19 protein-coding genes are annotated in these 23052 nt (G+C 44.4%); 6 read left to right on the plus strand and 13 right to left on the minus strand.

Translation table 11 applies throughout. The annotated features are described in order from the left end of the window. Window positions 1–25: 25 nt before the first annotated feature. The 5 genes from B4240_RS04155 to B4240_RS04175 form a co-directional block, all read right to left on the minus strand. Window positions 26–1360 carry a ribonuclease D gene (locus tag B4240_RS04155; protein ID WP_296236981.1) on the minus strand — a complete coding sequence of 445 codons (1335 nt, stop codon included), beginning with the start codon at window positions 1358–1360 and terminating at the stop codon, window positions 26–28. Between the two features lie 173 nt (window positions 1361–1533). Continuing rightward, the gene (recR, locus tag B4240_RS04160; protein ID WP_200662831.1) at window positions 1534–2127 is read right to left on the minus strand and encodes a recombination mediator RecR; all 594 of its coding nucleotides are present in this window, start codon (window positions 2125–2127) and stop codon (window positions 1534–1536) included. A 120-nt stretch (window positions 2128–2247) separates the two neighbouring features. Beyond that, window positions 2248–2577, minus strand: a complete 330-nt coding sequence (locus B4240_RS04165; protein WP_200662832.1) for a YbaB/EbfC family nucleoid-associated protein — start codon at window positions 2575–2577, stop codon at window positions 2248–2250. Between the two features lie 99 nt (window positions 2578–2676). After that, window positions 2677–3966, minus strand: coding sequence for an O-succinylhomoserine sulfhydrylase (locus tag B4240_RS04170; protein ID WP_296236982.1), 1290 nt, complete (start codon window positions 3964–3966; stop codon window positions 2677–2679). Between the two features lie 371 nt (window positions 3967–4337). After that, a complete protein-coding gene (locus B4240_RS04175; protein ID WP_200662834.1) occupies window positions 4338–4499 on the minus strand; it encodes a hypothetical protein in 162 nt (53 codons plus the stop codon). Between the two features lie 15 nt (window positions 4500–4514). Between B4240_RS04175 and B4240_RS04180 the strand changes: the two genes are divergently transcribed. From B4240_RS04180 to dusA, 3 genes are all read left to right on the plus strand, one after another. Then, the gene (locus tag B4240_RS04180) at window positions 4515–6188 is read left to right on the plus strand and encodes a phospholipase D family protein (protein WP_296236983.1); all 1674 of its coding nucleotides are present in this window, start codon (window positions 4515–4517) and stop codon (window positions 6186–6188) included. Between the two features lie 106 nt (window positions 6189–6294). Continuing rightward, window positions 6295–7596: an MFS transporter gene (locus B4240_RS04185; RefSeq protein WP_296236984.1), complete on the plus strand. Its 1302-nt coding sequence runs from the start codon at window positions 6295–6297 to the stop codon at window positions 7594–7596. 257 nt (window positions 7597–7853) lie between these two features. Beyond that, entirely contained in the window at window positions 7854–8825 is a 972-nt protein-coding gene (gene dusA, locus B4240_RS04190) for a tRNA dihydrouridine(20/20a) synthase DusA (RefSeq protein ID WP_296236985.1), read from the plus strand. A gap of 102 nt (window positions 8826–8927) precedes the next feature. Here dusA and B4240_RS04195 read toward each other — a convergent pair whose 3' ends face one another. The 4 genes from B4240_RS04195 to B4240_RS04210 form a co-directional block, all read right to left on the minus strand. Further along, the gene (locus tag B4240_RS04195; protein ID WP_296236986.1) at window positions 8928–9716 is read right to left on the minus strand and encodes a CPBP family intramembrane glutamic endopeptidase; all 789 of its coding nucleotides are present in this window, start codon (window positions 9714–9716) and stop codon (window positions 8928–8930) included. An 88-nt stretch (window positions 9717–9804) separates the two neighbouring features. Further along, window positions 9805–10692 (minus strand): alpha/beta fold hydrolase, encoded by an 888-nt coding sequence (locus B4240_RS04200; RefSeq protein ID WP_296236987.1) that lies wholly within the window; start codon window positions 10690–10692, stop codon window positions 9805–9807. A 159-nt stretch (window positions 10693–10851) separates the two neighbouring features. Further along, on the minus strand, window positions 10852–11907 hold the full coding sequence (gene sppA, locus B4240_RS04205) for a signal peptide peptidase SppA (protein WP_296236988.1): 1056 nt from the start codon (window positions 11905–11907) through the stop codon (window positions 10852–10854). Between the two features lie 255 nt (window positions 11908–12162). After that, window positions 12163–15327, minus strand: coding sequence for a ComEC/Rec2 family competence protein (locus B4240_RS04210; RefSeq protein ID WP_296236989.1), 3165 nt, complete (start codon window positions 15325–15327; stop codon window positions 12163–12165). A gap of 274 nt (window positions 15328–15601) precedes the next feature. Between B4240_RS04210 and B4240_RS04215 the strand changes: the two genes are divergently transcribed. After that, window positions 15602–16177, plus strand: coding sequence for a DUF2062 domain-containing protein (locus B4240_RS04215; RefSeq protein ID WP_296236990.1), 576 nt, complete (start codon window positions 15602–15604; stop codon window positions 16175–16177). A gap of 61 nt (window positions 16178–16238) precedes the next feature. On the opposite strand, the gene B4240_RS04220 is transcribed toward B4240_RS04215, so the two are convergent. The 3 genes from B4240_RS04220 to B4240_RS04230 all read right to left on the minus strand — a co-directional run bounded on the left by B4240_RS04220 (window position 16239) and on the right by B4240_RS04230 (window position 18705). Beyond that, window positions 16239–16556 (minus strand): hypothetical protein, encoded by a 318-nt coding sequence (locus B4240_RS04220; RefSeq protein WP_296236991.1) that lies wholly within the window; start codon window positions 16554–16556, stop codon window positions 16239–16241. Window positions 16557–16744: 188 nt separating this feature from the next. Beyond that, a complete protein-coding gene (lolD, locus tag B4240_RS04225; RefSeq protein ID WP_296236992.1) occupies window positions 16745–17425 on the minus strand; it encodes a lipoprotein-releasing ABC transporter ATP-binding protein LolD in 681 nt (226 codons plus the stop codon). A 44-nt stretch (window positions 17426–17469) separates the two neighbouring features. Further along, window positions 17470–18705: a lipoprotein-releasing ABC transporter permease subunit gene (locus B4240_RS04230; protein ID WP_296236993.1), complete on the minus strand. Its 1236-nt coding sequence runs from the start codon at window positions 18703–18705 to the stop codon at window positions 17470–17472. Between the two features lie 460 nt (window positions 18706–19165). On the opposite strand from B4240_RS04230, the gene B4240_RS04235 reads away from it, so the two are divergent. Beyond that, window positions 19166–20143: a hypothetical protein gene (locus B4240_RS04235; protein ID WP_296236994.1), complete on the plus strand. Its 978-nt coding sequence runs from the start codon at window positions 19166–19168 to the stop codon at window positions 20141–20143. A 154-nt stretch (window positions 20144–20297) separates the two neighbouring features. On the opposite strand, the gene B4240_RS04240 is transcribed toward B4240_RS04235, so the two are convergent. Next, window positions 20298–20687 carry an SCP2 sterol-binding domain-containing protein gene (locus B4240_RS04240; protein ID WP_296236995.1) on the minus strand — a complete coding sequence of 130 codons (390 nt, stop codon included), beginning with the start codon at window positions 20685–20687 and terminating at the stop codon, window positions 20298–20300. Between the two features lie 880 nt (window positions 20688–21567). Here B4240_RS04240 and ccoN point away from each other — a divergent pair. Continuing rightward, window positions 21568–23049 (plus strand): cytochrome-c oxidase, cbb3-type subunit I, encoded by a 1482-nt coding sequence (gene ccoN, locus B4240_RS04245; protein ID WP_296236996.1) that lies wholly within the window; start codon window positions 21568–21570, stop codon window positions 23047–23049. Window positions 23050–23052 lie beyond the last annotated feature (3 nt).

Here is a 23052-nt window from a genome sequence, read left to right on the forward strand (position 1 = left end):
ACCAAACCTCATAGATAAGATTGTCTTAAGCTTTTATGCCCATACCCTGCTGCAACTCAGTTTTGTGCTGCTCAATCACCGGTTTCAAGGTTTGTATAACCCAGTCATTGCGCCAGCCTTTTAGCCCTTCTGGTAGCTCGCTTAAATCTTTATCAAAGGCAATCACTTCATAGAGCTGCGCGAGCCACTTTTTACGCATCAAGACATTGGCCGGTACGCCAATTTTTTTGGCTTGCTCATCGATTGCTTGTTGTACCGCTTTTGACAGTATTTTATTTTTTGAGCGATACGGCGGCAACAGACAATCTGGATGCTCAGCAGAGTGCAGGTTTTTTGCTTCTTTAATCACCTTTAGCAATTCTTCACCATATAAGCGTAGCATGCTGCGGTGCATGGTGGTTTTATGCACAAGCTCGCGCATACTGCTGGGTTTTTCCGTGATGATTTCACGCATGGCTTGTTTTTTGATCACAAAGGTGCGCGGCTGATTGGTCGCGCGCGCCAGCTCCTCGCGCCATGTCGCAACCGCTTGCAATATCGCCATTTGCTCCGAGGTATAACGATAATCTGCCATCGTTAGGTACATCTCATCATCTGCCATATGCTGGGCGTCATATAAATCCTTGGCATAAAGCTGACAGTCCGCCCATACATGTTCAAACAGACCTCGCTTTTTTAACTCGTACTCAAGGCTCAAATAAAGCGCGGGCAAAAAGCGTACGTCATCTATCGCGTACTGCTCTTGCTCATCTGACAACGGACGCTGTAGCCAATCAGACTGGCTTTGCTCTTTATCAATGTGCATATCTAACTGCTCATCAAGCGCCTGCTGATAGCCCATTTGCAACTGCCCGGTTAAATACGATAGCGCAATTTGCGTATCAAAAATATTGGTCAATGGCGGACAGCCAGACAACAGATAAAAAATCCCTAAATCTTCGCCGCATGCATGCCAGATCGCCACGTCCACTTTAGCCAACGCTTGCCACAGCTCAGCCAATTGCAACTGCGGCGCATCCAATAAATATACATGGTTACCAGTATTGAGCTGTACCAGTGCCAAACGCGGATAGTAGGTATCACGCTTGATAAATTCGGTATCTAACGCCACCCGCCCGCAGGTTGCCAACGCTTCGATAACTTCAGCCAAATCCTCTTGCTGCCGTATCCAAGTGACAGCGGCGTCATCGGCGGCGTCTAACAAGGCATCGATATCAGGCTCTGGCGGCAAATCTGCTGCTTGTGTATCACTATTTATTGCTTGCTTTACTAAATTGTCATCACTAACGGCATTTTTGGGAGTACTTGATTGAGTAGAGGCGGTTGGAGCGCTTGAAAATGTTGAAACATGGTTTGACACGGGCAGATACCTGCTTAAATAGAAGAAAATAAAACGCTAAACCGCGCCTTAATAAAATGAAAAAAGAATTATAACAATATCATAAAATCAGATGAACAAAATTTTGTTTTAAAAAAGCAGTGATACCTGTATCGCCGCAAAACTTATGACAGTTTTACTTTTAATGGACTACATTATAAAAATGAGCGATTTTGCATCGCTTGCCCAAGGGTCATACTATCAAGATATTCAAGCTCGCCGCCCATCGGTACGCCTTGCGCCAAGCGCGTAATTTTATTGACATGACGGCTGACCGCTTCACTAATAAAGTGGGCGGTGGTTTGACCTTCGACCGTCGTACCAGTCGCTAAAATCAACTCTTCAACCGGCTCTTGCTTTACCCGCCAGACCAACTGGTCGATATTTAAATCGTCGGCGCTGATGCCGTCTATTGGCGATAAGTGACCACCTAAGACGAAATAACGCCCACGGTAACCCGCCGTTTGCTCGATAGCCATCACGTCTGCCGCAGTTTCGACCACGCACAGCAAGCCATCATCACGCCTTGGGTCTTGGCATAATGGACAAATCGCCTCGTCACTAAAACTATGGCAGCGCTGGCATTCGACAATCTCACGCATCGCCTCATCAAGCGCCTGCGCCAGTGCCATGCCTTGCGGACGTTTTTTGGTGAGCAAATGCAGCGCCATACGTTGGGCGCTTTTTTGACCCACGCCCGGCAAAATACGCAGCTGTTTGACCAGCTGATCAAATTTGGCTGTCAGCAAAGTAGCTTCCTTTATTTAACTTAATTTATAAATCGTAGCTATAAAAATGGGGTCGTATCGTGTCGATAACAACCCCATTTTTGTGTTCAAGCGGCAGTTTTTATGCCTAAAAACCGTTATTTAGAACAGACCTTGCATACCTGGCGGTAAACCCATGCCTGAGGTCGCGCCAGCCATGGTTTCTTCGTAGAGCTCATCGGCTTGGCGAACTGCATCATTGATGGCCGCAGCGATCAAGTCTTCAATCATATCTGGCTCATCTTCCAACAGGCTTGGGTCGATGGTCAAACGTTTGACCACATGGCGACCTGTCATAGTGACTTTTACCAGACCGCTACCCGCTTCGGCTTGTACTTCTTTAGTAGCCAGCTCTTTTTTGGCGTTTTCAACGTTTGCTTCGACTTTCTTTTGCATCGTTTGTGCTTGTTGCATCAATGCTTGAATATTCATAGTTGCCTCTTTGTCTTTTATAGTAATAAGTAATTATTAATAGCCAATGATAATTAATAACGTAAAATTTATGCGTTAACGGTGATTATACCGTTATCTTTACAAACTGTCTAAACCACGCGCCAAATCTTTGATGATATCTTCCACATCTTCCAAACCAACCGACAGACGGATAAGGCCATCTGTCACACCTGCTTCAGCGCGCGCCTCGGCGCTTAGGCGAAAATGGGTGGTGGTTGCAGGATGGGTAATCGTGGTTTTGGCGTCGCCCAAGTTATTAGTAATCGAGACCATTTGCGTTGAGTCAATCACATGCCACGCCGCCGCTTTTTCGTCCCTTTTATTTGAATGAGCGCTGGCTGACGGTTTTACTTCAAAACCCATGATAGCGCCGTAGCCACCCTTCATATGATGCTGACGGGTCGCAAGCTCATGCGCGGGATGGTCGCTTAATCCTGAAAAATGTACCGTGCTGACATTGGGATGATTGACCAAAAATTCTGCCACTTGATTGGCATTTTGACAATGCGCCTGCATACGTAATTTTAGTGTCTCAAGCCCTTTGGTAAAGACCCACGCATTAAACGGGCTCATGCTGATACCGCCCGAGCGTACGACAGTAAACGCTTCTTGCATCAGCTTATCGTTACCGACTAAGGCGCCCCCCAAGACGCGACCTTGCCCGTCTAAGTATTTGGTTGCAGAGTGAACGACCACATCGGCGCCCAAATCTAACGGCCGCTGCAGCGCGGGCGTGGCAAAGCAATTATCGACGACCAATAAAATATCATTGGCTTTACACAGCTTGCTTAAATAACCGATATCGCAAATTTGCGCGAGCGGATTGCTTGGGCTTTCGCAATAAATCACCTTGGTATTTGGCTGCACAGCCTTTGCCCACGCCTCATTATCAAAGCAATCAACGTAGCTGACTTCAACGCCAAACTTTGCCATATAATTATTAAACAAACCAATCGATGAGCCAAATAATTGATTGGCTGCCAGCAGATGATCGCCTGCTTTGAGATATGCCAAACACATGGTCAAAATCGCCCCCATGCCTGATGCGGTCGCAACGGCGCGCTCGCCATTTTCAAGCGCGGCCAGACGACGCTCAAAGGTGCGCACGCTAGGATTGGTATGACGCGAGTAGACGTTACCGGTTTTGCTGCCATTAAAATGCGCGGCTGCATCGGCGGCCGACGCATAAACATAAGAGCTGGTAGTAAAAATCGGCTCGGAATGCTCGCCCTCATCGGTACGATGTTGCCCTGCCCGCACCGCGATGGTTTGCATGCCATAATCAAGGTCTAAATTGAGCGCATCATCGCGCCAGTTAGGGTCTAATTTATTCAAATTGCTATCATCTTGCGCTTGCGATTGACTCATAAGTTTTCCATTGCCCGGGTTATTGTGAAACAGACGGCTTATTTTTGATTATAAACACCATTCATTCGCGTTATCATAGCATGGCAACTTATTCCAAACAGCTGGTTTCAAAGGCATGCTAAATATTATTTTTGCATAGTGTTTGGCCCTTATTTATCATTAAGCGTTTGTTATTAAGCGTTCGTTATTAAACTTCTGTTATTGGGCAATCGTTATTAAGCAGTTATTATTAAATAATTTTGCCAAAACGGGCTCATATATTTCTAACGACTCAATGCAAAAAAATGCAAGAAAATGCAAGAAAAAACGATGACTGTACGATTTCTAAATCATAGCCAGATAAGCTGCTGTAAGCCAAAAAAATAACGTATTTACAATAGGCACAGGTGATGACAGCTGCTAAGCTTAGCGGCGCTTTGAATTTTGCCTTGAGCGAGACTGTCACGCGCTCCATAATCAGTGCTATCATCGGTAAAAACAGCAAACACACTCAAGCCCATCTTTAACAAGCGCTTCATTGTATCTAGGTCCACTAAGGTCACTCATTTATGTCGATGTTCAGTATAGAACCCGTTAACTTATCATTGAGCTTAACACTCGGACTCACCTTAGGTCTTAGTGGCTGCCAAAGTTTACCAAAACAGCCTCATTTACCTGAAAGCCAAGCATTATCAGCGCGTATTGATGCCTTATACCAACAAGATAGCGGCCAAAAAAACAGCCATCGAAAAGGCAGCAGCCAAGAAGATAGCACCCATTCCAATGCAAACACTGAGCGCACGGATTTGGTAGCGGCCATCAGTGAACAAAACGAGATTCACCCTGATTTATCTGGCTATCATCCGATTGTGACGGGCGCCAACGCTTTTGCTTCGCGCAGTATTTTGACCAGCATGGCCACGCGTAATATCGACGCGCAATATTATATCTGGCACGACGACCAAGCCGGACAGCTGATGCTAAAAGACTTGTGGGATGCGGCCGAGCGCGGTGTTATCGTTCGTTTGTTATTGGATGATTTTAATAATAGCGGCAAATTTGATCAGCATTTATTGCGTTTTGCCAGTCACCCAAATATCGCGGTACGCATTATCAATCCTTTGATGTATCGCAAATTTCAAACCTTAAATTACGTCACCGGTCTACCGCGTATCAATCGGCGCATGCACAATAAAAGCATGACCTTTGATAAGCAAATCACCATTATTGGCGGGCGTAATATTGGCGATGAATATCTAAGCAATGATACAAACAGCCAATTTGCGGATTTAGACGTTTTACTTATCGGTAAAGTCGTCGCCGACATCGATAATAGCTTTGCAAGTTACTGGTCGGCGCCCATCTCCTTTGATATCGAAACCCTAGCGACCCTTGATAAGGGCGAAACCACTGACTTCTTAGAGGGTTTAGACAAACTAAGAGATGATGAGAAAAACAACAGTAAAAGCAGCTTGGACGTCTATAAAACCGCCATCGAAGACTCTTCTATTGATAGCGATTTAATCAATAAACGCGTGCCTTTTCGCTGGACGGACATGCAGTTTTTAAGTGATGACGTGGGCAAATTGACCAAAACTGTCCCAGCGGATACCAATTTGGTGCATCAGCTGCGCACCTTGTTAGGTAGCCCGACCAAGCGTTTGACCATCATCTCATCTTATTTTGTCCCGACCAAAGACGGGGTTAATACGTTGGTCGAGTTGGCTAAAGCGGGGATTGATATCAAAATTTTGACCAATTCATTCGATGCTACCGATGTGACCGCCGTACATTCTGGCTACAGTCAGTGGCGCCCTAGTTTATTGCGTGCTGGGGTAAAAATCTATGAGCTAAAATCGACCGCTTCTGAAGAAAAACGCGAAAATAAGCTTTGGAAAGCGCGCAGTCAATCGTCCACCAGCTTGCATGCTAAAACCTTTGCTGTTGATGACTACCAAGTATTTATTGGCTCATACAATGTTGATCCGCGCTCTGCAAACATCAATACAGAGATGGGTGTAATTATCAATGATGAAGAGTTGGCAAAACAATTGCATAGTGCGCTTAGCGATGACTTATTAAGCCAAGCTTACGAAGTTCAGCTGTTAGAAAACGGCAATTTGCAGTGGCTGACCGAAGAAGATGGTAAAAAAGTCATTTACGATTCAGAGCCGCGCGTCGATATCAGTGATCACGTTTGGCTAGCTATTATGTCATGGCTACCTATTGATTGGTTACTGTAAGTAGTCAATACTTTTATCTGACCATTTTTACACGACAAGTTTTATGCAATAAGCTTTATTTAGCCATTTTAATAAACCCTCCTTTTATGTGGATGCGTGATCTATTATGCCTTCTCGTTCTCGATATGCCTTGATGTCTTCTAAAGATAGAAATGCCGTACTGTTTATCTGCTTTAGCAGCGCAGTCGCGTTTTTTGATTTTTTGATTTATTTATATCTTGCTGATATCATCGCCGCCACCTTTTTTCCTGCCGATAGCAGCGCAGCGATGGCAAAAATACAAGGGCTTGGGCTTTTTGCGATTGGGTATTTAGCACGTCCTATTGGCGGTGTGATCTTTGGCCGCTTTGGTGATATCAAAGGGCGAAGACCCATCCTATTGATCAGTATTTTGGTGACCGCTGCAAGCTTATTGGCGATGGCATGCTTGCCGACCTATGCGCAGTGGGGCATGGTCGCGCCCGCCTTATTTATTACCTTACGCCTCATACAAGGGATGGCATTTGGGCTGTTTGCGCCACTGGCTTGGGTTTTTGTATCAGAGCACGTGCCGCGCCAATATTTGTCAGTTGCCTGTAGTTATGTGACCGCAAGCTTTTTTGTCGGCGTGTTATTTTCCAATGCCTTTTTTCTGTGGCTAACCAATACCTTGACCACCGAACAGCTGGCCGGCTATGGTTGGCGGCTACCATTTTTCGTCGCGGCAATCCTAAGCGTGCTTCCTCTATTGGCATGGCGCTGGATAGATGAATCGCCATTTTTTATTGCGATGAAAAAAGCAAAGCCGCGTGATTATATTGCCAAGCCCTTCACCTTGCTCTTTAAACACTGTAAACACTCTATTTTTATTGGCTTGGTTCTCACCTTTATCATAGCCAGTATTACAACCGTTATCATCCTATTACTACCCGATTTAATTGAGCTGCGCTTTACCTTAGATAATGATTTATTTGGCTTTTCGCACAGCTTAGGCATTGTATTTATGATTCTTGGCTGTGTGTTTTATGGCCTCATATCTAACCATCAAAACTTTGGTAAAGTGCTGGCCATCGGTTCTATTTTACTGATTGCGCAGATGTTTGCGTTCTTTTACCATCTGCAAGCAAGTGGCGATTACATCCTTATTATGTATGCGCTTTTGGGCTTTTGTGCTGGCATTGTGGGCATGGTACCTGCCATCTTGGTGCAACTATTTCCAACCAATGTACGGCTGACGGGCATGGCTTTTTGTTATAATGTCGCCTACGGTATTGTTGGGGTGCTGGTGCCTTTTGGGCTCGGTTACGCCACTTTATATATCAGTTTTTCGCCTGCGCTGTACATTGCCTTTATCGGTTTTATCGGCATTATCATGGGGCTTTATTTTTATAATTTGCCTGAATTCAAAAAAATTAATGAGATCATTTAGGAAACGGCTGTTTAGCGTATTATCGTTTGATAAATTACTGTTTAACAAATTATCGTTTAGCAAATTACGGTTTAATTTGACAACTATTTAATTTGCCCCTATCCTGCTTTCCCATTGATTTTCCTATCATTTAGCCTATATAAACTTATTAATAAAAAGGCGTCATGCATTTATAGCGTGGCGCTGATCTATTGTCACTTAAAACACTTTTAAAAATGCACTTAAAAGTTTATGCATAATAAAGAGGCTTAACCCTAATGGTTGATATGACCGATAAACGACTTTCTGTTGCGCCCATGATAGATTGGACGACGACCGACTACCGTTACTTTGCGCGGCTGTTTAATCCGCACGTTTATCTTTATACCGAGATGATTAGCACCGGTGCGCTGATACATGGCAATCGCGTGCGGCATCTGCGCTTTGATAAGCTTGAGCATCCGCTGGTGCTACAACTGGGCGGCGCAGATATCGCCGAGATGTCCCAATGTGCCAAGTTTGCGCAGCAGCACGGCTATGATGAAGTCAATATTAATGTGGGGTGTCCATCCGATCGCGTCCAGCACAATAAAATTGGCGCGTGCCTCATGGCAGAGCCGCATACGGTTGCAGCGCTGGTTAAGCACATGCAGGCGGCGGTCGATATTCCGGTGACGGTGAAGCACCGCATTGGGATTGATGATTTTGACAGTTACGAGTTTATGGCAGATTTTGTGCAGACGGTGGCGGCAGCAGGTTGCACACGCTTTATTGTGCATGCTCGTACCGCGTGGCTACAGGGTTTAAGCCCCAAGCAAAATCGTGAAATACCGCCACTGCGTTATGATGATGTTTACCGTCTCAAACAAGACTTTCCAACGCTTGATATCGAAATTAATGGCGGTATCGAGACGGTTGCTGATATTAAAGCGCATTTGCAGCATCTCGATGGCGTGATGATTGGGCGGGCGTTTTATCATAATCCGTACTTATTAGCAGAAGCCAACAGCTTGTGGGGTGAACCCATTCCTAAGCGCTCAGATATTTTAGCAAAACTATATCCTTATTTAGAGGAACAAGTTGCTAAAGGCGAAGCACTACCAACGATGACGCGGCATTATTTAGGATTATTTCAAGGTTTGATGGGCGCTCGCAGGTGGCGACAGGCATTAAGCGGTAAGCCGCAATTAACGATTGACGATGTTAAACGCGCTGCCGAAGAAGTCTTAGCCTTAAATCTAGATGCCTAAACCTTAAACAATATAAGTAATGAGTAAGAAATAACGGTTAATTGCTGCATGGCTAACTGATAAAAGCATTTACCAATTAGCCGTTATTCTATATATAAGCATTTAAGCCACTTGCGCTAAATACTGTGCCATCGCCGCCCCGTTATTAATGACATGTAGTAGCATCGGTAATAATAGCGAGCCTGATTTAATGCGCGCGTAGCAAAATATCAAAGCCAGTACCACAATAGTGCTGATTTCATAAAGGCCGTACTGCAAGTGAATTGCTGCAAATATCACGCTGGTCACCAGACTGGCTACTATCGCCCCACCATGCCCTGCATGGGCTGCGTCTGAAAACTGTTCTGCAATAGCCGACCACAACAGTCCGCGAAAGATAAGCTCTTCATAAATTGGCGCGACAATAACCATTGCAAATATCAACAGCCATATTGAGCTAACAGACTGATATAAGGGATCGACAAAGACCAACGGTGATTTATGAAGCAAATAAGTCAATGCCTGACTGCCAATCATAAATATCAGCAATAACCCTAGCATACCAATGCCTAGCGCCCATGAAAACGGCTTGAGCGCCAAATACTGCCGTATATCCCCGCCCCTGACACGTATCAATAAAACGCTGATTGCTACTAACAACAGGCAGCCTATCATGATGGAAATACTGACTACGGTGCCGTTGTTACTGCCAAAAAAGAAAATATCGCCCATGGTTGCGTTTTTAGCCGCAGGCAATACCAATTTGCCCGCGATATAGACACCGATCAATTGACTGATAAAAAACGCCACCACCATTGCTATGAGCAAAAGCAGCGTACCCAAGCGCGAAAATAATGGCGTAGACTTAGGCGGTTTTGCCCGATGAGGCAAAGTCGTGGCATTTTTTAGCATAAAGACGTCACTCAAAAGGTGGAGCTACTGCCCACAATTGCTCTAAAAGGTGCGCCAAAATCAACCGTAAGCATTAGCAAAAATCTGCTTATTTTGGTAACTGCTGCTTAATAAGCTCAAGCACTTGACGCGCTACCGATTCTGGGTGCTCAAGCGGGAACATATGGCCGCCGGCGTGGGTTTCGTAATTGATATTAAGGCGCGATTTGATTTGCTGCGGGAAGCGGCGCTTAAGAAAGATGCTGTCTTTACCGATGATAAGGGTAACGGGCGGCTTTGGTCCACGATTTGGGGTCAGCCAATACCATGATGGGTTGGTGCGAAAAACCTCAACTTCGCTGGCTTTAGGAATGGCCAATGTTACCTTGCCATCCGCGCGCTCGTGCAGTCCATGCTCGATATAACCCTGAAAGCTACGCTCATCAAAATCCTTAAAAAAACCTTTATGGCGCAGCTTATCATAGGCATCTTCGCGGCTATCCCAAACATCACGGCGATGCTTGGACACGCCCGCTGGCGAGAGCTTATCCATCAAGCGATTATTCATAAGTGGTAATCTATCGGCCGTTTTCGCCAAATGCCACAGCAGGCTAACTTTGCCATAAATCCAAGGCGGATCCATCAGCACCGCTTGCGCAAAGATTTCTGGCGTACGGTATAACGCTTGCAACGTACACATGGCGCCAAGCGAATGACCGACGCCCACCACTTGACTCACCCCATGCTCCTCGCAAGTATGTTTAACACTATCGATAACCTGCTGCGTCAGACTCTGCCAGTGGTCGTCTACTGGATAATCAGGCGTATTACCCAGCATCGGAATATATTCAATGGTAAAAAACTCGGCAAGCGGTGCAAAGAACGGCGCATACACGGCACTTGGCATACCATTGGCGTGAGCAAAATGTATGACAGGTTTTTGGGTTATTTTAGATTTGGGCAATGCTGCAAAGGTCTGCAAGTTAATGGCACTCATGACAGGCTCTCAGTGATTTAAGCAGTAATTTAAATAATAATTTAAGGGGCTATTTGAAATAGTGATTATAGTAATCGAAATCTTTATACAATTAAGGCTGAGCATAATCATACGCTCAGCCTTAACAATCATACACATTAAATCTAAAATATAAAGCGCTTAGCGCATCTGCGCACTGCCCTCTTCTTGCGGCAACACATCAAGCTTGATGCTTGAACCAAGTCCCGCGCCTAGCTTCACCGCGAAGCGATCCATAAATAAGCTAAACGGGTCAGTTGGGGTATAATTGACCACGTTATCAAGCTTCAGCTTTTTCTCTAAAGTTGAGATACTGCCCTTTTTGTCTGCCAAGCCTAGCTCAATAGACTGCTCGCCGGTCCAAAACAGGCCTGAAAACAGTTTGTTTTGCTCAGGATTTTTTAGACGATCGCCGCGGCCTTGTTTTACCGCATTGATAAAGTGCTTATGGGTATTATCCAATACTTTTTCGACGTGCTGCTCTTCATAAGCGGTAAGCGGACGTGACAGGCTTAAGATATCTTTATATTCGCCCGCCGTTATGGTGCGGTCTTTGACGCCAAATTTATCCATTAAGCCTTCGATATTATAGCTTGGCATAATCACGCCAATCGAACCGACCAAGCTTGATGGATTGACATAAATCTCATCCGCCGCCGACGCAATATAGTAAGCACCAGAAGCGCCCATATCACCAATCACCGCGTAGAGCTTTTTATCAGGATACTCTTGACGCAAATCCATCATCGTCTGCCAGATTTCATCAGACTGGACAGGCGAGCCGCCGGGCGAATTAATATCGAGCGCCACAGCTTTGGCATTGCTGTTTTCAAAAGCGCGCGTCAAGGCTTCATTGACATCATAAGCATTGGCAACATCGCCGCTACTAATCGTCCCTTGGATTTCAACCACCGCCAGATGCGGCTTACTGGTATCAACGCCTTCAAGTCCAGATGGTGTTTTGGTACTACAACCGCGGCCGAGGGTCAAAAATATCAATAATATATAACCAAAGGTCAATAGCTTAAAGAAAATACTCCAGCGACGGGCGCGGCGCTGCTCAACCACACTGGCTAATAACGTATTTTCAAGCAGTCGCCACTCTTGTCCGCTCGGCTGAGTTGGCTGCTGCATCGGCGCTGGCTGATTTGCCGAGTTATCAGGACGTTTGTTAGGGTCTGGTGGCCAGTTGGGCATATAACTTCCTAAGTCAGAAACAATGTAAAACGATAAAAGAGAATATCTAAAAACTTATCGAAAAAATGAGAATTTCTATATAAACGCTTTATAGAGAGCTTTAATAGAATTTTAACAGAAATCAGATAAGCTACTAAGTATGGTGCTATTTCACTTATGGTTCAATAGCAGAACTGTGACATCGCCTTATATTATAAGGACGTTACCCTTCAAGAGTAATGTTATTTTATAAGAGTAGCGCCATCAAAATAAAACTTACGGCTCTTCGCTCATCTCCGACGCGGCCTCTAGCAGCTTATTATCATAAGTGATTATCCCATGGATTTGTTGCTGACTTATTACGTCACTAGATATCTGCGAGGCGCTGTGTCCGACCCATGTGGCGCTATTAATGGCATTACCTAAGGCATTGTTTAATGAACTGCTTAACGCATCATTTTTATGATTTGGTTCACTTGGACATAGCAGTGACCACATTTGCCAAACACGCGGATGGGTATCGGCATTTAAAATCAGGCGTGACTGAGCATTTTTGGCTTGATGGTTTGGTGCTTTATGGGTTAGTGTTTTATGGACTGACGCTTGATGGCTTGATGCGAGCATTTGTACCTTGGCAGGCAATGCTTTGAGTGGATCAGTGGCATTATAATTCATGACTTGTAAGGGCAGACGGCTATCAATAGCCACTGTACAGTCCCAGACACTGGCATCGTTTATTTTACTCCAACCCGTCAGGGCTTGTAAGGTTAAATCACCATTTGCAAGTTGCCAAATTTTACCTTGCTCACAGCGTTGGGCGCTAATAGTTGCAGGATTTTTAGCTTGACTGGTTGTTTGATAAGCGCGCTGCAGCTCAGGCCAGCGCTCACTTTGCCCTGCTTGCCAATATTGAGCGGTTGGGAAACGTTGACTTAGCTGCGCCACTGTCATTGGCAGCAATGCAGAATCGTTTGGCTTAGCAGTGTTTGATTTAGAAACATGGGACTGCAAAGATTTATTGTCGTTAGTCTTTAACGGCGCTAATGAAGCCGTCAATGCCGCGCTACTACTTTGTACTATGATGCCTTCTAAGCGCTGAATAGACATGCTACGCAGCTGCTGCTCTAGGGCCATAGAAAATTTGTTTGCCGTCAGCGTGCTTGGCATGGTTCGAATGCCATAAGGTCTGTGATCTGCTAAAAACAGCCAGCTGACATTTTTCTTATCTCCCCCTTTAACGGCTGCGTGTTTAACATTATTCTTATGCTCATTTTCACTATTTACCACAGGGTTTTGCAGCAAAGCCGCGCTCACATATGGGTCGCCAGTCGGTAAGATATAGAGAGCTGGTAGTGTAGTTAATGACTGCTGATTGGCGTATACCGTCATAACCAGCAGCGTGAGCGGCGGTAATGCCAGCCAGCGACTGATAAGCCCGCGCGGCAATAACCACGGCAACATTGCTATTAAAACCATCAGTAAAATAGCCATATTGATTGGTGTATAGAGCCATACGTCAGATAAATCAGGTAAAGCCGTTAACCACGTAAGCAGCTCGTGTAAATGAGTAACAACAGCAATCACTAGCGTCCAAATCGCATCTGCCAGCGCAGGCACGATAAGATAACAGAGCCCTGCTAATAAATTCAGCGGTACAATCACCCAGCCAAATAAGCCAATGGCAAACAGATTGACGACTAGTCCTAATAATGACGCTTTGCCAAACAGCAATAACGTAATGGGCAATAAAGCGATAAATAGCCAAAACTGTAGTTTAAATAGGCGTTTAAACCCTAACCAAGCCCGCTTAAGCAAACGTTTATTTATATCAGTATTATGATTAGCAGTCGGTGTTTGACTTAATCTTGTCTGACTCGATTGCGCTGAGCTATCTTCATATTTTAATAATAATGCCACGGCTATAAAAGATAGCCAGTAACCTGCTTGCCACAATACATACGGGTCAAGCCATGCCATCAATATCGCAAGCGCCAATAATATTCGCATAGTACCAATAGGCAGTAATGTCAAGCGTATCAAACCGATGGCTAATAACATCCATGCGGTACGGGCAGCGGGCACGTCAAAGCCTGTGAATAACGCATAAATAAAAGCAGCGCTCATCATCACCCACCAGCGCACTTGCCAGCGCGGTACATGACGATATAAAGCGGGATAAAAACGGTTAAGTAATAATACCGCCAACCCTGCCAGCACAATCGCTAAAAATAAAACGTGCGTCCCTGAGATAGCCAGTAAATGAGAGATACCGGCTAGCTGATATAAATCTTTGCTGTCGCGGTTGATCAAACTGCGATCGCCTGTTAGCAAGCTCAAGGTGACCGCTTTTGCCTGCTGCTCTGCGGTGGTTTGTGCTGCCCAGCCTTGATAAAAGTGCTGGCGTAGCTGCCAACGTCCTTGGTCTATCACGGTACGCAAACGTTGCAGATAAGAGTCAGCGGCCGTAAATGCTATCCCTGTGTCATCAAGCGCAGCGGCTGAAGTGCTAGTCGCTAAGATATTGGCAACCCCATCAATGTGTCGCCCTCGCAACCAACGATAACTATCAAACCCCGTCGGATTATTCAGCGCTTGCTCAGAGCTAGCAAGCGGCGCCAGCGTCAAGGTCATAAATAATTGATCACCGGGCTGCAAATGATTTAAGTCGATAATTTGTGCTTGCTTGGATGACTTTTTAGATTTTCCTTTAGACAGCTTTTCAAACGATTGCTTAGAGGGTTTTTTTGGATAGGCATTAAGCAGTACGCGGTATTGTTTGTTTTCAAAATCTTTAGCGTTTTCCAAATCTTTAGCGTCTTCGAGATTGCCTTCATTTAGATTGTTTTTGTTATTGCTTAGGCTATTATTAAAGTTTCTCCTATGGTCTGCGGCATACTCTACCGTGAGGTTATCCAAATCTTGCGCACTCAGCTCAGATAATAACGGCGATAGTTGACTGATGGTCGCTACTTGCCGATAGCCACTCTCGCTTGCGACATCGTAAACACTATCACTGATACCTTCAATGCTAACCAATGCCTGCACGCGCAGCGGTTGTTTTATTTTGCTACTTTCTGCCTGCTGCTGACTTATTAAAGCGAGCAGCCCACTGCCCGTAATCAGCGCTAGTGCTAACAGTAGCACCAATAAATAATGAGTAAATTTAAAAAGTAACGTAACTGTATAAGAGGGGATTTTAGCGAATTTTTGAACAGAAGGACTTTGAGAAAAAGGTTTTTTGCCGTTAAATGGATGGGCAAATGGAGTATAACGCTGATTGACTAATAGAAGAATAATGGTTAAAACCGTTAATAATAGCGGCAATGTAAAAGCCGTATTGGCTTCTAAAAATAACGTACTGACTGGCATTGGCATACTATCGGCAACGGCCAAAACGCCCATCATGACGATGATTATCAAACTACCAATTAACCAGTACACCAGCGCTCCTCGCTTGATAGTCTGTATGCTAAATATAGTTTATATGATAAATGACGACTAACGCTCGCCTTAACTTTAGACCGAGCCGTCAAGCAATAGCATTTATGCGGCTATTACCCTATACTGAACAGAAATATTACGCTGGTGATTATTCAACATTACCTAGCCGTTTTTCTGATAACATTCTTACCTGTATTTTTTATTCATAATATCACTGCATACCAGCCCATCAATATGATTGAGCGGGCTGTAGATAATAAGCAAAGGCGATTCTGTGCCAAACAAACGTCTAAAAGACCTACTTCCTACCCCTGAAAAAATCTTAGAAAGTCGCTCATTAAAACTATTTGCGCCGCAACTTGCCGACCCACGTTTATGGCATTTTAATCGCCATAGTTTAAATAAAGCGGTTTATATCGGTGTGCTCAGCGCATTTTTCCCGCTGCCGGGACAGATGTTACTGGCGCTAATCGGTGCGCTGATCTTTCGTGCTAATGTCCCTATGGCGCTTGGGTTGACTTGGATTACCAATCCGCTTACGACGCTACCAGTATTCTACGCTGGCTACTATATTGGTGCCAAAATCCTTGATGTTCCTATGATTAGCTTGCGGGTTATCGGGCGGATGATTTCTGACTTTAGCTTATGGATCATCTCTGATGGTGCCAACCCCTTTATTACTTATAAAGGTAGCGTATCTATCGCAGCTTTTTGTTTGGGGTTAACGATTTTAGCGGTTATTAGCAGTATTGTCTGCGGCTTAGCATTTAAAGCCATCTGGCGCTACAAAACTGTCACCAGTTGGCAAAAACGTCAGCAGGACTTTTCTGATAAGCCGCCTAAGCATTAATTGGCACGCGTCAAAATTGGGTACAATGAAGGCAAAGAAGCGGCTAGGTTTTTGTCAGGTGCTATAATTCGCCTTCACGCTCTTTGTGGGCTGCGATAGCATTTTGAATATTATCCGCCAGATTGGTATCCAAGACAAAGACATCGAGCACTTTGTCATCTTTTAACAGCGTGTAGCGTTTGCCCGTCGCACTGTCTTGCGCCTTTAAATTATAATCTGCACCTGCCAAGGTGATCGCGTCAAAAACTGGCGTGAGTAAGTCTTTTTGCGCCTGTTCATCAAAGGTGTCAAACAACGTTGGATCCATATACGGTTTTAATGGCTCGTCGCCTTCTTCCGCACTGCCAAACGCTTCAATTGGGTCATCATTTCTATTCACGTCATCAATCCTTATCTATTGTTTTGTTTTTTAGATTGCCTTATTTTTCAGACTGTCCTGTTTATTACATAAAGCCGCCATACGCAGCCTATTTTTTATGACTTTTATAAAAAGTTTAACCGTATCATGCTACTAGTTAGTAACGGCAACCCTGCTATTTATTAAAAAAGGTATGAAAAATGACGTCTTTAGTAATCTTCCCAGTGTCCATTGCGTAGTAGCAGCTGACGATCCGCAAGCGCCGCCAAACTACGGTCATGCGTCACCATCAACAGCGCCGTTTGCATGGTGCTTTGTAGCTCTGACAACAGCCCAAACACACTTTGCGCATTGTCATAATCCAAGTTGCCAGTTGGCTCATCGGCCAAGATAAGCGAGGGTTTGGTCACAAGCGCGCGAGCAATGGCCACTCGTTGACGCTCACCGCCTGATAGCTCGCCCGGTCTGTGCGCCAATCGATGCTCTAAACCAACACTGGTTAAAATATCTATCGCTTGTTGCCTTGCTTCGGTAGTCGATACTTTTGGACGCATCAGTAGCGGCATGGCAACGTTTTCAATAGCGGTAAATTCTGCTAAGAGATGATGAAACTGATAAATAAATCCCAAGTGTTTATTACGCATTGCCCCGCGCTCAGTCTCATTCATGCTGTTTAATAATTGACCGTGCAGCCAAACCTCACCGCTGCTTGGGGTATCTAGGCCGCCCAGCAAATGTAGCAAGGTACTTTTCCCTGAACCACTGGTGCCGACAATCGCGATACGCTCGCCAGCATGGACGGTCAAATCTAAACCGGTCAATACTTGCGTGCTCACCGCCCCTTCATCGTAAATCTTATTAATATTGGTCGCTTGTAAAATCGCAGACATGATGCTTCCTTTATTTTATTTATAACGGCGTTGGCGCCTGTAGATTACTCGTAACGCAGCGTTTGTGCGGGCTGAATTTTAGCCGCTCGGCGGGCTGGGTAAATGGTCGCCAAAAAGCTCAGTATAAATGACGCGCTGGTAATCAGCAGCACATCGGTTAAGCGCAGCTGCGATGGCAGATAATTGACAAAGTAAGCATCAAATAAATTTAAACCAAAGGTTTGATTGATAAAGCCCAAAATATCACTGACGGTCAGGGCAAAGATAACCCCAAGTATCGTGCCAGCAATCGTACCGATAAAGCCAATAACCACGCCTTGTACCATAAACACATGGGTAATCAGACGCGGCGAGGCGCCAAAGGTTTTTAAAATAGCGATGTCCGCTTTTTTATCAGTGACCAACATCACCAAACTTGACACGATGTTAAAGGCCGCAACAAGGATAATTAAAAATAGCAGCAAGCCGACCATGGCTTTTTCCATTTGAATGGCGCCAAACAGATTGCCGTGCGTTTGCGTCCAATCGCTAGGATAGAGTTTTTCAGGCGCAATGGCAGCGGCTTTTTGGGCAGCCATTGGTGCGTTAAAAATATTACCAAGCTTCATACGAATACCTTGCGCACCCTCTGGCAGACGCAGGAGTTTTGCCGCATCGCCCATCGGAATAAAAGCCATCAAACTGTCCACTTCTGGACTGATAGTAAAAATACCCGTCAAGGTAAAACGCTTAAAGCGCGGTATCACGCCTGCTGGTGATGGCGACGCTTCTGGCAGCACCAATGTCACTTTATCGCCTAAACGTAATCCTAATGATTGCACCATCTCCTCGCCAAGCACAATACTGAATTCACCATTTTGCAGCGTATCAATACTGCCCTCTACCATGTGCTCGTTGATGATAGAGACGTTCTTTTCGTACTCTGGATCGACGCCGGTGACCATGATTCCCGCCACTTGACCATTAGAGGTCAGCATACCTTGCAGCTGAATAAAGGGCGCGACGGCGGCGACTTCCGGATCTTCTTTAATCTTATCTGCCACCTCCTTCCAGTCGCCGATAATCTCGGTTGAAATAACCGTCGCTTGCGGCACCATCCCCAAAATACGAGTCTTTAGCTCACGATCAAAGCCATTCATGACCGATAGCACCGTAATCAAGACCGCGACGCCAAGCGTGAGACCAATCATAGAAATCAAGGATATAAAGGAGATAAAACCATTACTACGTTCTGCTCGGGTGTACCGTAAGCCGATAAATAACGCTAAAGGACGAAACATATTCAAACTCTTTATCTTATCTACGTGCGACTTTATTTATGTTAAAAAATCAGCCACGGCAAATGCTGCATAGTATCGCCTTTATGAGAGGCTTTGCCGCAGAAACATATCAATCGAACACAAAAACAGGTTATGAGCAGCCAAATATCGCTGTCAAAAGGGAGCTAGTTTGACACAATTTGACTTATTTGTGCCAGTCATTCGCAAAAACTGCGGGTATTTTCTCACAAAAACCTAAGTTTTATGATTATTTTTCGGGCAGGACTTGCTATTGGTTGCGTCTATACCTATATATTGTATGCTAAGGACAATTGTCATTAACCCCTCATTGTTGTTTGTTGCCTCTTTACTGACGACATTGCTGGTTATCATAAACCAATCCAATCAACGATAGGATAATGGTTCAGCAATCACAGTTTTAGACCCAAACCGCATGGCTGACTTAAGTTTGAGTATCTTCATGACCATAAATTATCAATATAAAAACATCCAATCGCCTACCAAAATCACCTTAACTGACGAGCAGTCTGCTGGTCACGCCGATCATTGGCGCATTCTGACCGATGATATGAGTCATGACGTGCCAGAATGGCTGCAAAAGATGATCGAGCAGGCTGCCATGCCTAAAGGCCTAAATAGCAATGTCAGTGCCAAAGACAGCTGCTTATTGCTCTCTGAAGACCAGCCTTGTCATATCAATCAGGTGCTAGCAATGAAAGACGGGAAGCCTGAGCGCTTTATTAACGCCTACCCTTGCGTTGATAGTCCGTATGGGCTGACCTGCAAAATCGAGCGTATGATTGTCAATGACAGTACCCATGATGCGGTATTACGCTTACGCACCGCAGATGGCAGCATCATTTATGCTTTTGACCAGCTTTATACTGCCAACCGTCATTTATATCAGCAAAATATGGCTTATTATGTGAACTTTAGTGCTTGGGCGCATGAAATTAAGCTTAGCAAACAAGACGAAGTGATTATGGTCGAAGACCAAGAAGCCATTCGCTACCATCGCGCCTTTAACGACATCGTCGCCGCCAACGATGGAAAAATGCCCGATGACTTACAAGAGCAAATCAAAGCGTGGCAACCAGAAACTAAAGAGCAAATGGCGCCCGTCGAGATCAATCTCGGTCATATGTGTGCTTATCTGTTCGGTGATACCATAGGACAAGAAGACGAAGCGTGGTGCCAAGGTCAAGTGCTTGGTAAACAAGAAACACTATTTAACGGTAAAACCATTATTTTATTTGATGTGGTGGTCTTGCGTGAGCAAGATGCCGATCCGTTTGTCATTCGTATTGGCGCGCTTAAAACCGATGCCACTGCGGCCATACAAGTGCATGATTACGTGCAGGCGAACATCTGGCTACAAGCAGCCATTTATAAAGAAAATCAAACACCGGCGAGCACTCAGCAGTCAAAAGCCAGCTAAGCATTGTTTGTAATAAAAAACTGCTTAAAGACGTTTATTTAACGCCCTATTTGTTTTTCAAATAAAAAGCCCCTAGCAAATAAAAAGCCCTTAATAAGTATTAAGGGCTTTTTGGACGAAACGATACACATTATAAAAGCTAGAAAGCAGACAATTAAGCCATCGTCGTCATGGATTTAATACGGTTATAAAGCTCTTTTTGCTCCGCACTTGGACGCGCCGTTTGTACCGCCATCAATTGTGACATGTCGCCTTCGACACGGATTTTGCCCGCCATAAAAGCGCCCATGATTTCATTGGTATCAAAATTGGTAATGATGGATTGCAAAATACCGCGATCCAATAGCAAGGTCGTCGTCGCCGTATCATTTAAGCCGCGATGCAATAAACCATCAGCGAAATTGGCTTCGATGTTTTGCTCAGTGTCGGTTACTTTTAGGTTCACGACCATATTGGCCAAAGCAGGTGGTAAATTTAATTCACCAGCTTCTTGACCCATTTGCTCAACTTGCTCAAACCACGCCTCTGTCAAAAAAACTGCCATATTATTATCCTTTATACCTATTATTTATGATGGTCAGCTCGGGCTATTAACGCCTGAGCTGACCGCTATTTAAGTGGTTAAAATATTTGTTAACATCAGTATCCAAGCACCTTGTTAGCAATACTACAGAGCGCCATTATAAGGCGCCAGTCGTTAATAAGTAAAACCTATTTATGGCGCGAAAGGCGTTATTGTTACAAAACCTGCGTATGATTGTATTTCGAGCAGAAGCGCAGTATCTTTTTTCACCCCTAGAATAGTAGGGAAATTGGGTATAAAATAGATGTATAAAGCGACAATATTACATTGTTTGCAACTATTTTTACCAAAGAGTTTGTATTTTGGCGCATAGTTCTGATGATATTTGATTAGGTTTGCGTTACAATACCCTTAAACAGAGTCGGGAGTTTTAACTAAACATTACGTAAAGATGTTTTTTGTCAGCCGCCGCTAGCATACATTTATGGTGCATAAGCTTTTTGTCGCCAGTTGAATATCAGTATCTATCTTCGTTCATACTGCTTTTAGTAATAATTAAGATACATACTCAGCCTCAATAGATGTTTGATGCTCAAAGAAGGCACTTTGTCTTATCAAATCTGACCCTTTATTAACAATCCTACTATCGACTAGCTGTGAGCGCAGTGCGTTTGTATCGCCGTCCTCTACTTATCAGCGACAGCTGTTAATTAGCATAGCCCTAGCTTGATAGTTAATAAAGTAATCTTGATAATTGATAAGTTATCAATGATAAGCGCAGTCAAAAAACAGCATGTAGCGCAGCCATTTTCTGCTTATAATTTTTTATAACTTTATAATATAGAAGCTGCGCAGAATTAGTTAATTCTGTTGATAATTCAGGCTGTAAAGGAATCATCCAATGAGTTTACAAAACACAGCAGTCGCCCCAGTTGACCGTGAGTACGAAATCACTGTCGTAAGATTCTTTACGATAATGGCCGTGATATGGGGCATCGTCGGCATGAGTATTGGTGTATTCATTGCTTCTCAGTTAGTATGGCCAGCACTAAACTTTGACATTCCATGGTTGACGTTTAGTCGTTTAAGACCGCTTCACACCAACGCGGTTATTTTTGCATTCGGTGGCTCTGCCCTGTTCGCAACCTCTTATTATGTGGTGCAGCGTACCTGTAAGACGAGACTATTCGCCCCTTATTTAGCTTGGTTTACCTTTTGGGGTTGGCAAGCGGTTATCGTTTCAGCGATTATTACTCTTCCTTTAGGTCTGACCTCGACTAAGGAATACGCTGAGCTTGAGTGGCCAATCGATATCTTGATTGCGTTGGTTTGGATATCTTATGCCATCGTCTTCTTTGGTACCTTGATTAAACGTAGAACCTCGCATATTTATGTGGCTAACTGGTTCTTTGGCGCGTTTATTATTACGATTGCATTACTACATATCATCAATAGTATGGCCATCCCTGTTAGTGCGTTTAAATCTTACTCATTATTTGGCGGTGCAACCGATGCAATGGTGCAGTGGTGGTATGGTCATAACGCGGTAGGTTTTTATCTAACAGCGGCTTTCCTTGGGATGATGTATTACTTCGTTCCGGTACAGATTGGTCGTCCTATTTATTCTTACCGTTTGTCTATCGTTCACTTTTGGGCATTGATTGCTTCTTATATGTGGGCAGGTGGTCACCATTTACATTACTCAGCGATTCCAGATTGGACACAGTCGTTAGCCATGGTGTTCTCTATCATCTTATTTGCCCCATCTTGGGGTGGTATGATTAACGGTGTGTTAACGCTATCAGGAAGTTGGGACAAATTACGAACCGATCCAATCATTCGCTTTATGATTGTGGCGTTATCGTTCTATGCAATGTCAACGTTCGAAGGCCCGATGATGTCTATCAAAACCGTCAATGCGCTATCGCATAACACGGATTGGACAGTCGGTCACGTCCACTCAGGCGCACTTGGTTGGGTTGGTATGATTACTATCGGCTCGCTATATGTCCTGTTACCTCGTATTTATAACAAACCTAAAATGTACTCTATCAGCCTTATCACTACGCATTTTTGGTTGGCAACAGCGGGTACTGTTTTCTATATCGTCTCTATGTGGATTTCGGGAATTGGTCAAGGTATGATGTGGCTCGCAACCAATCCAGACGGTACGTTGGTATATAGCTTCGTTGATACCGTTGAGTTCTCACATTTCCCATATATGGGTCGTGCTTTTGGTGGTCTATTGTATGTATCGGGGATGGTTGTTATGGCATATAACGTTTATAAAACGCTTAAAATGCCAGAAGGTAAACCTGTCGATATTGCTGACCCGACGGATCATGAACCTAGTGTTGATAAACCTTCGGCAGCTAACGTATAAGGA

Origin of the sequence: Psychrobacter sp. UBA5136 (assembly GCF_002414005.1) — a bacterium.
Taxonomy (GTDB): domain Bacteria; phylum Pseudomonadota; class Gammaproteobacteria; order Pseudomonadales; family Moraxellaceae; genus Psychrobacter.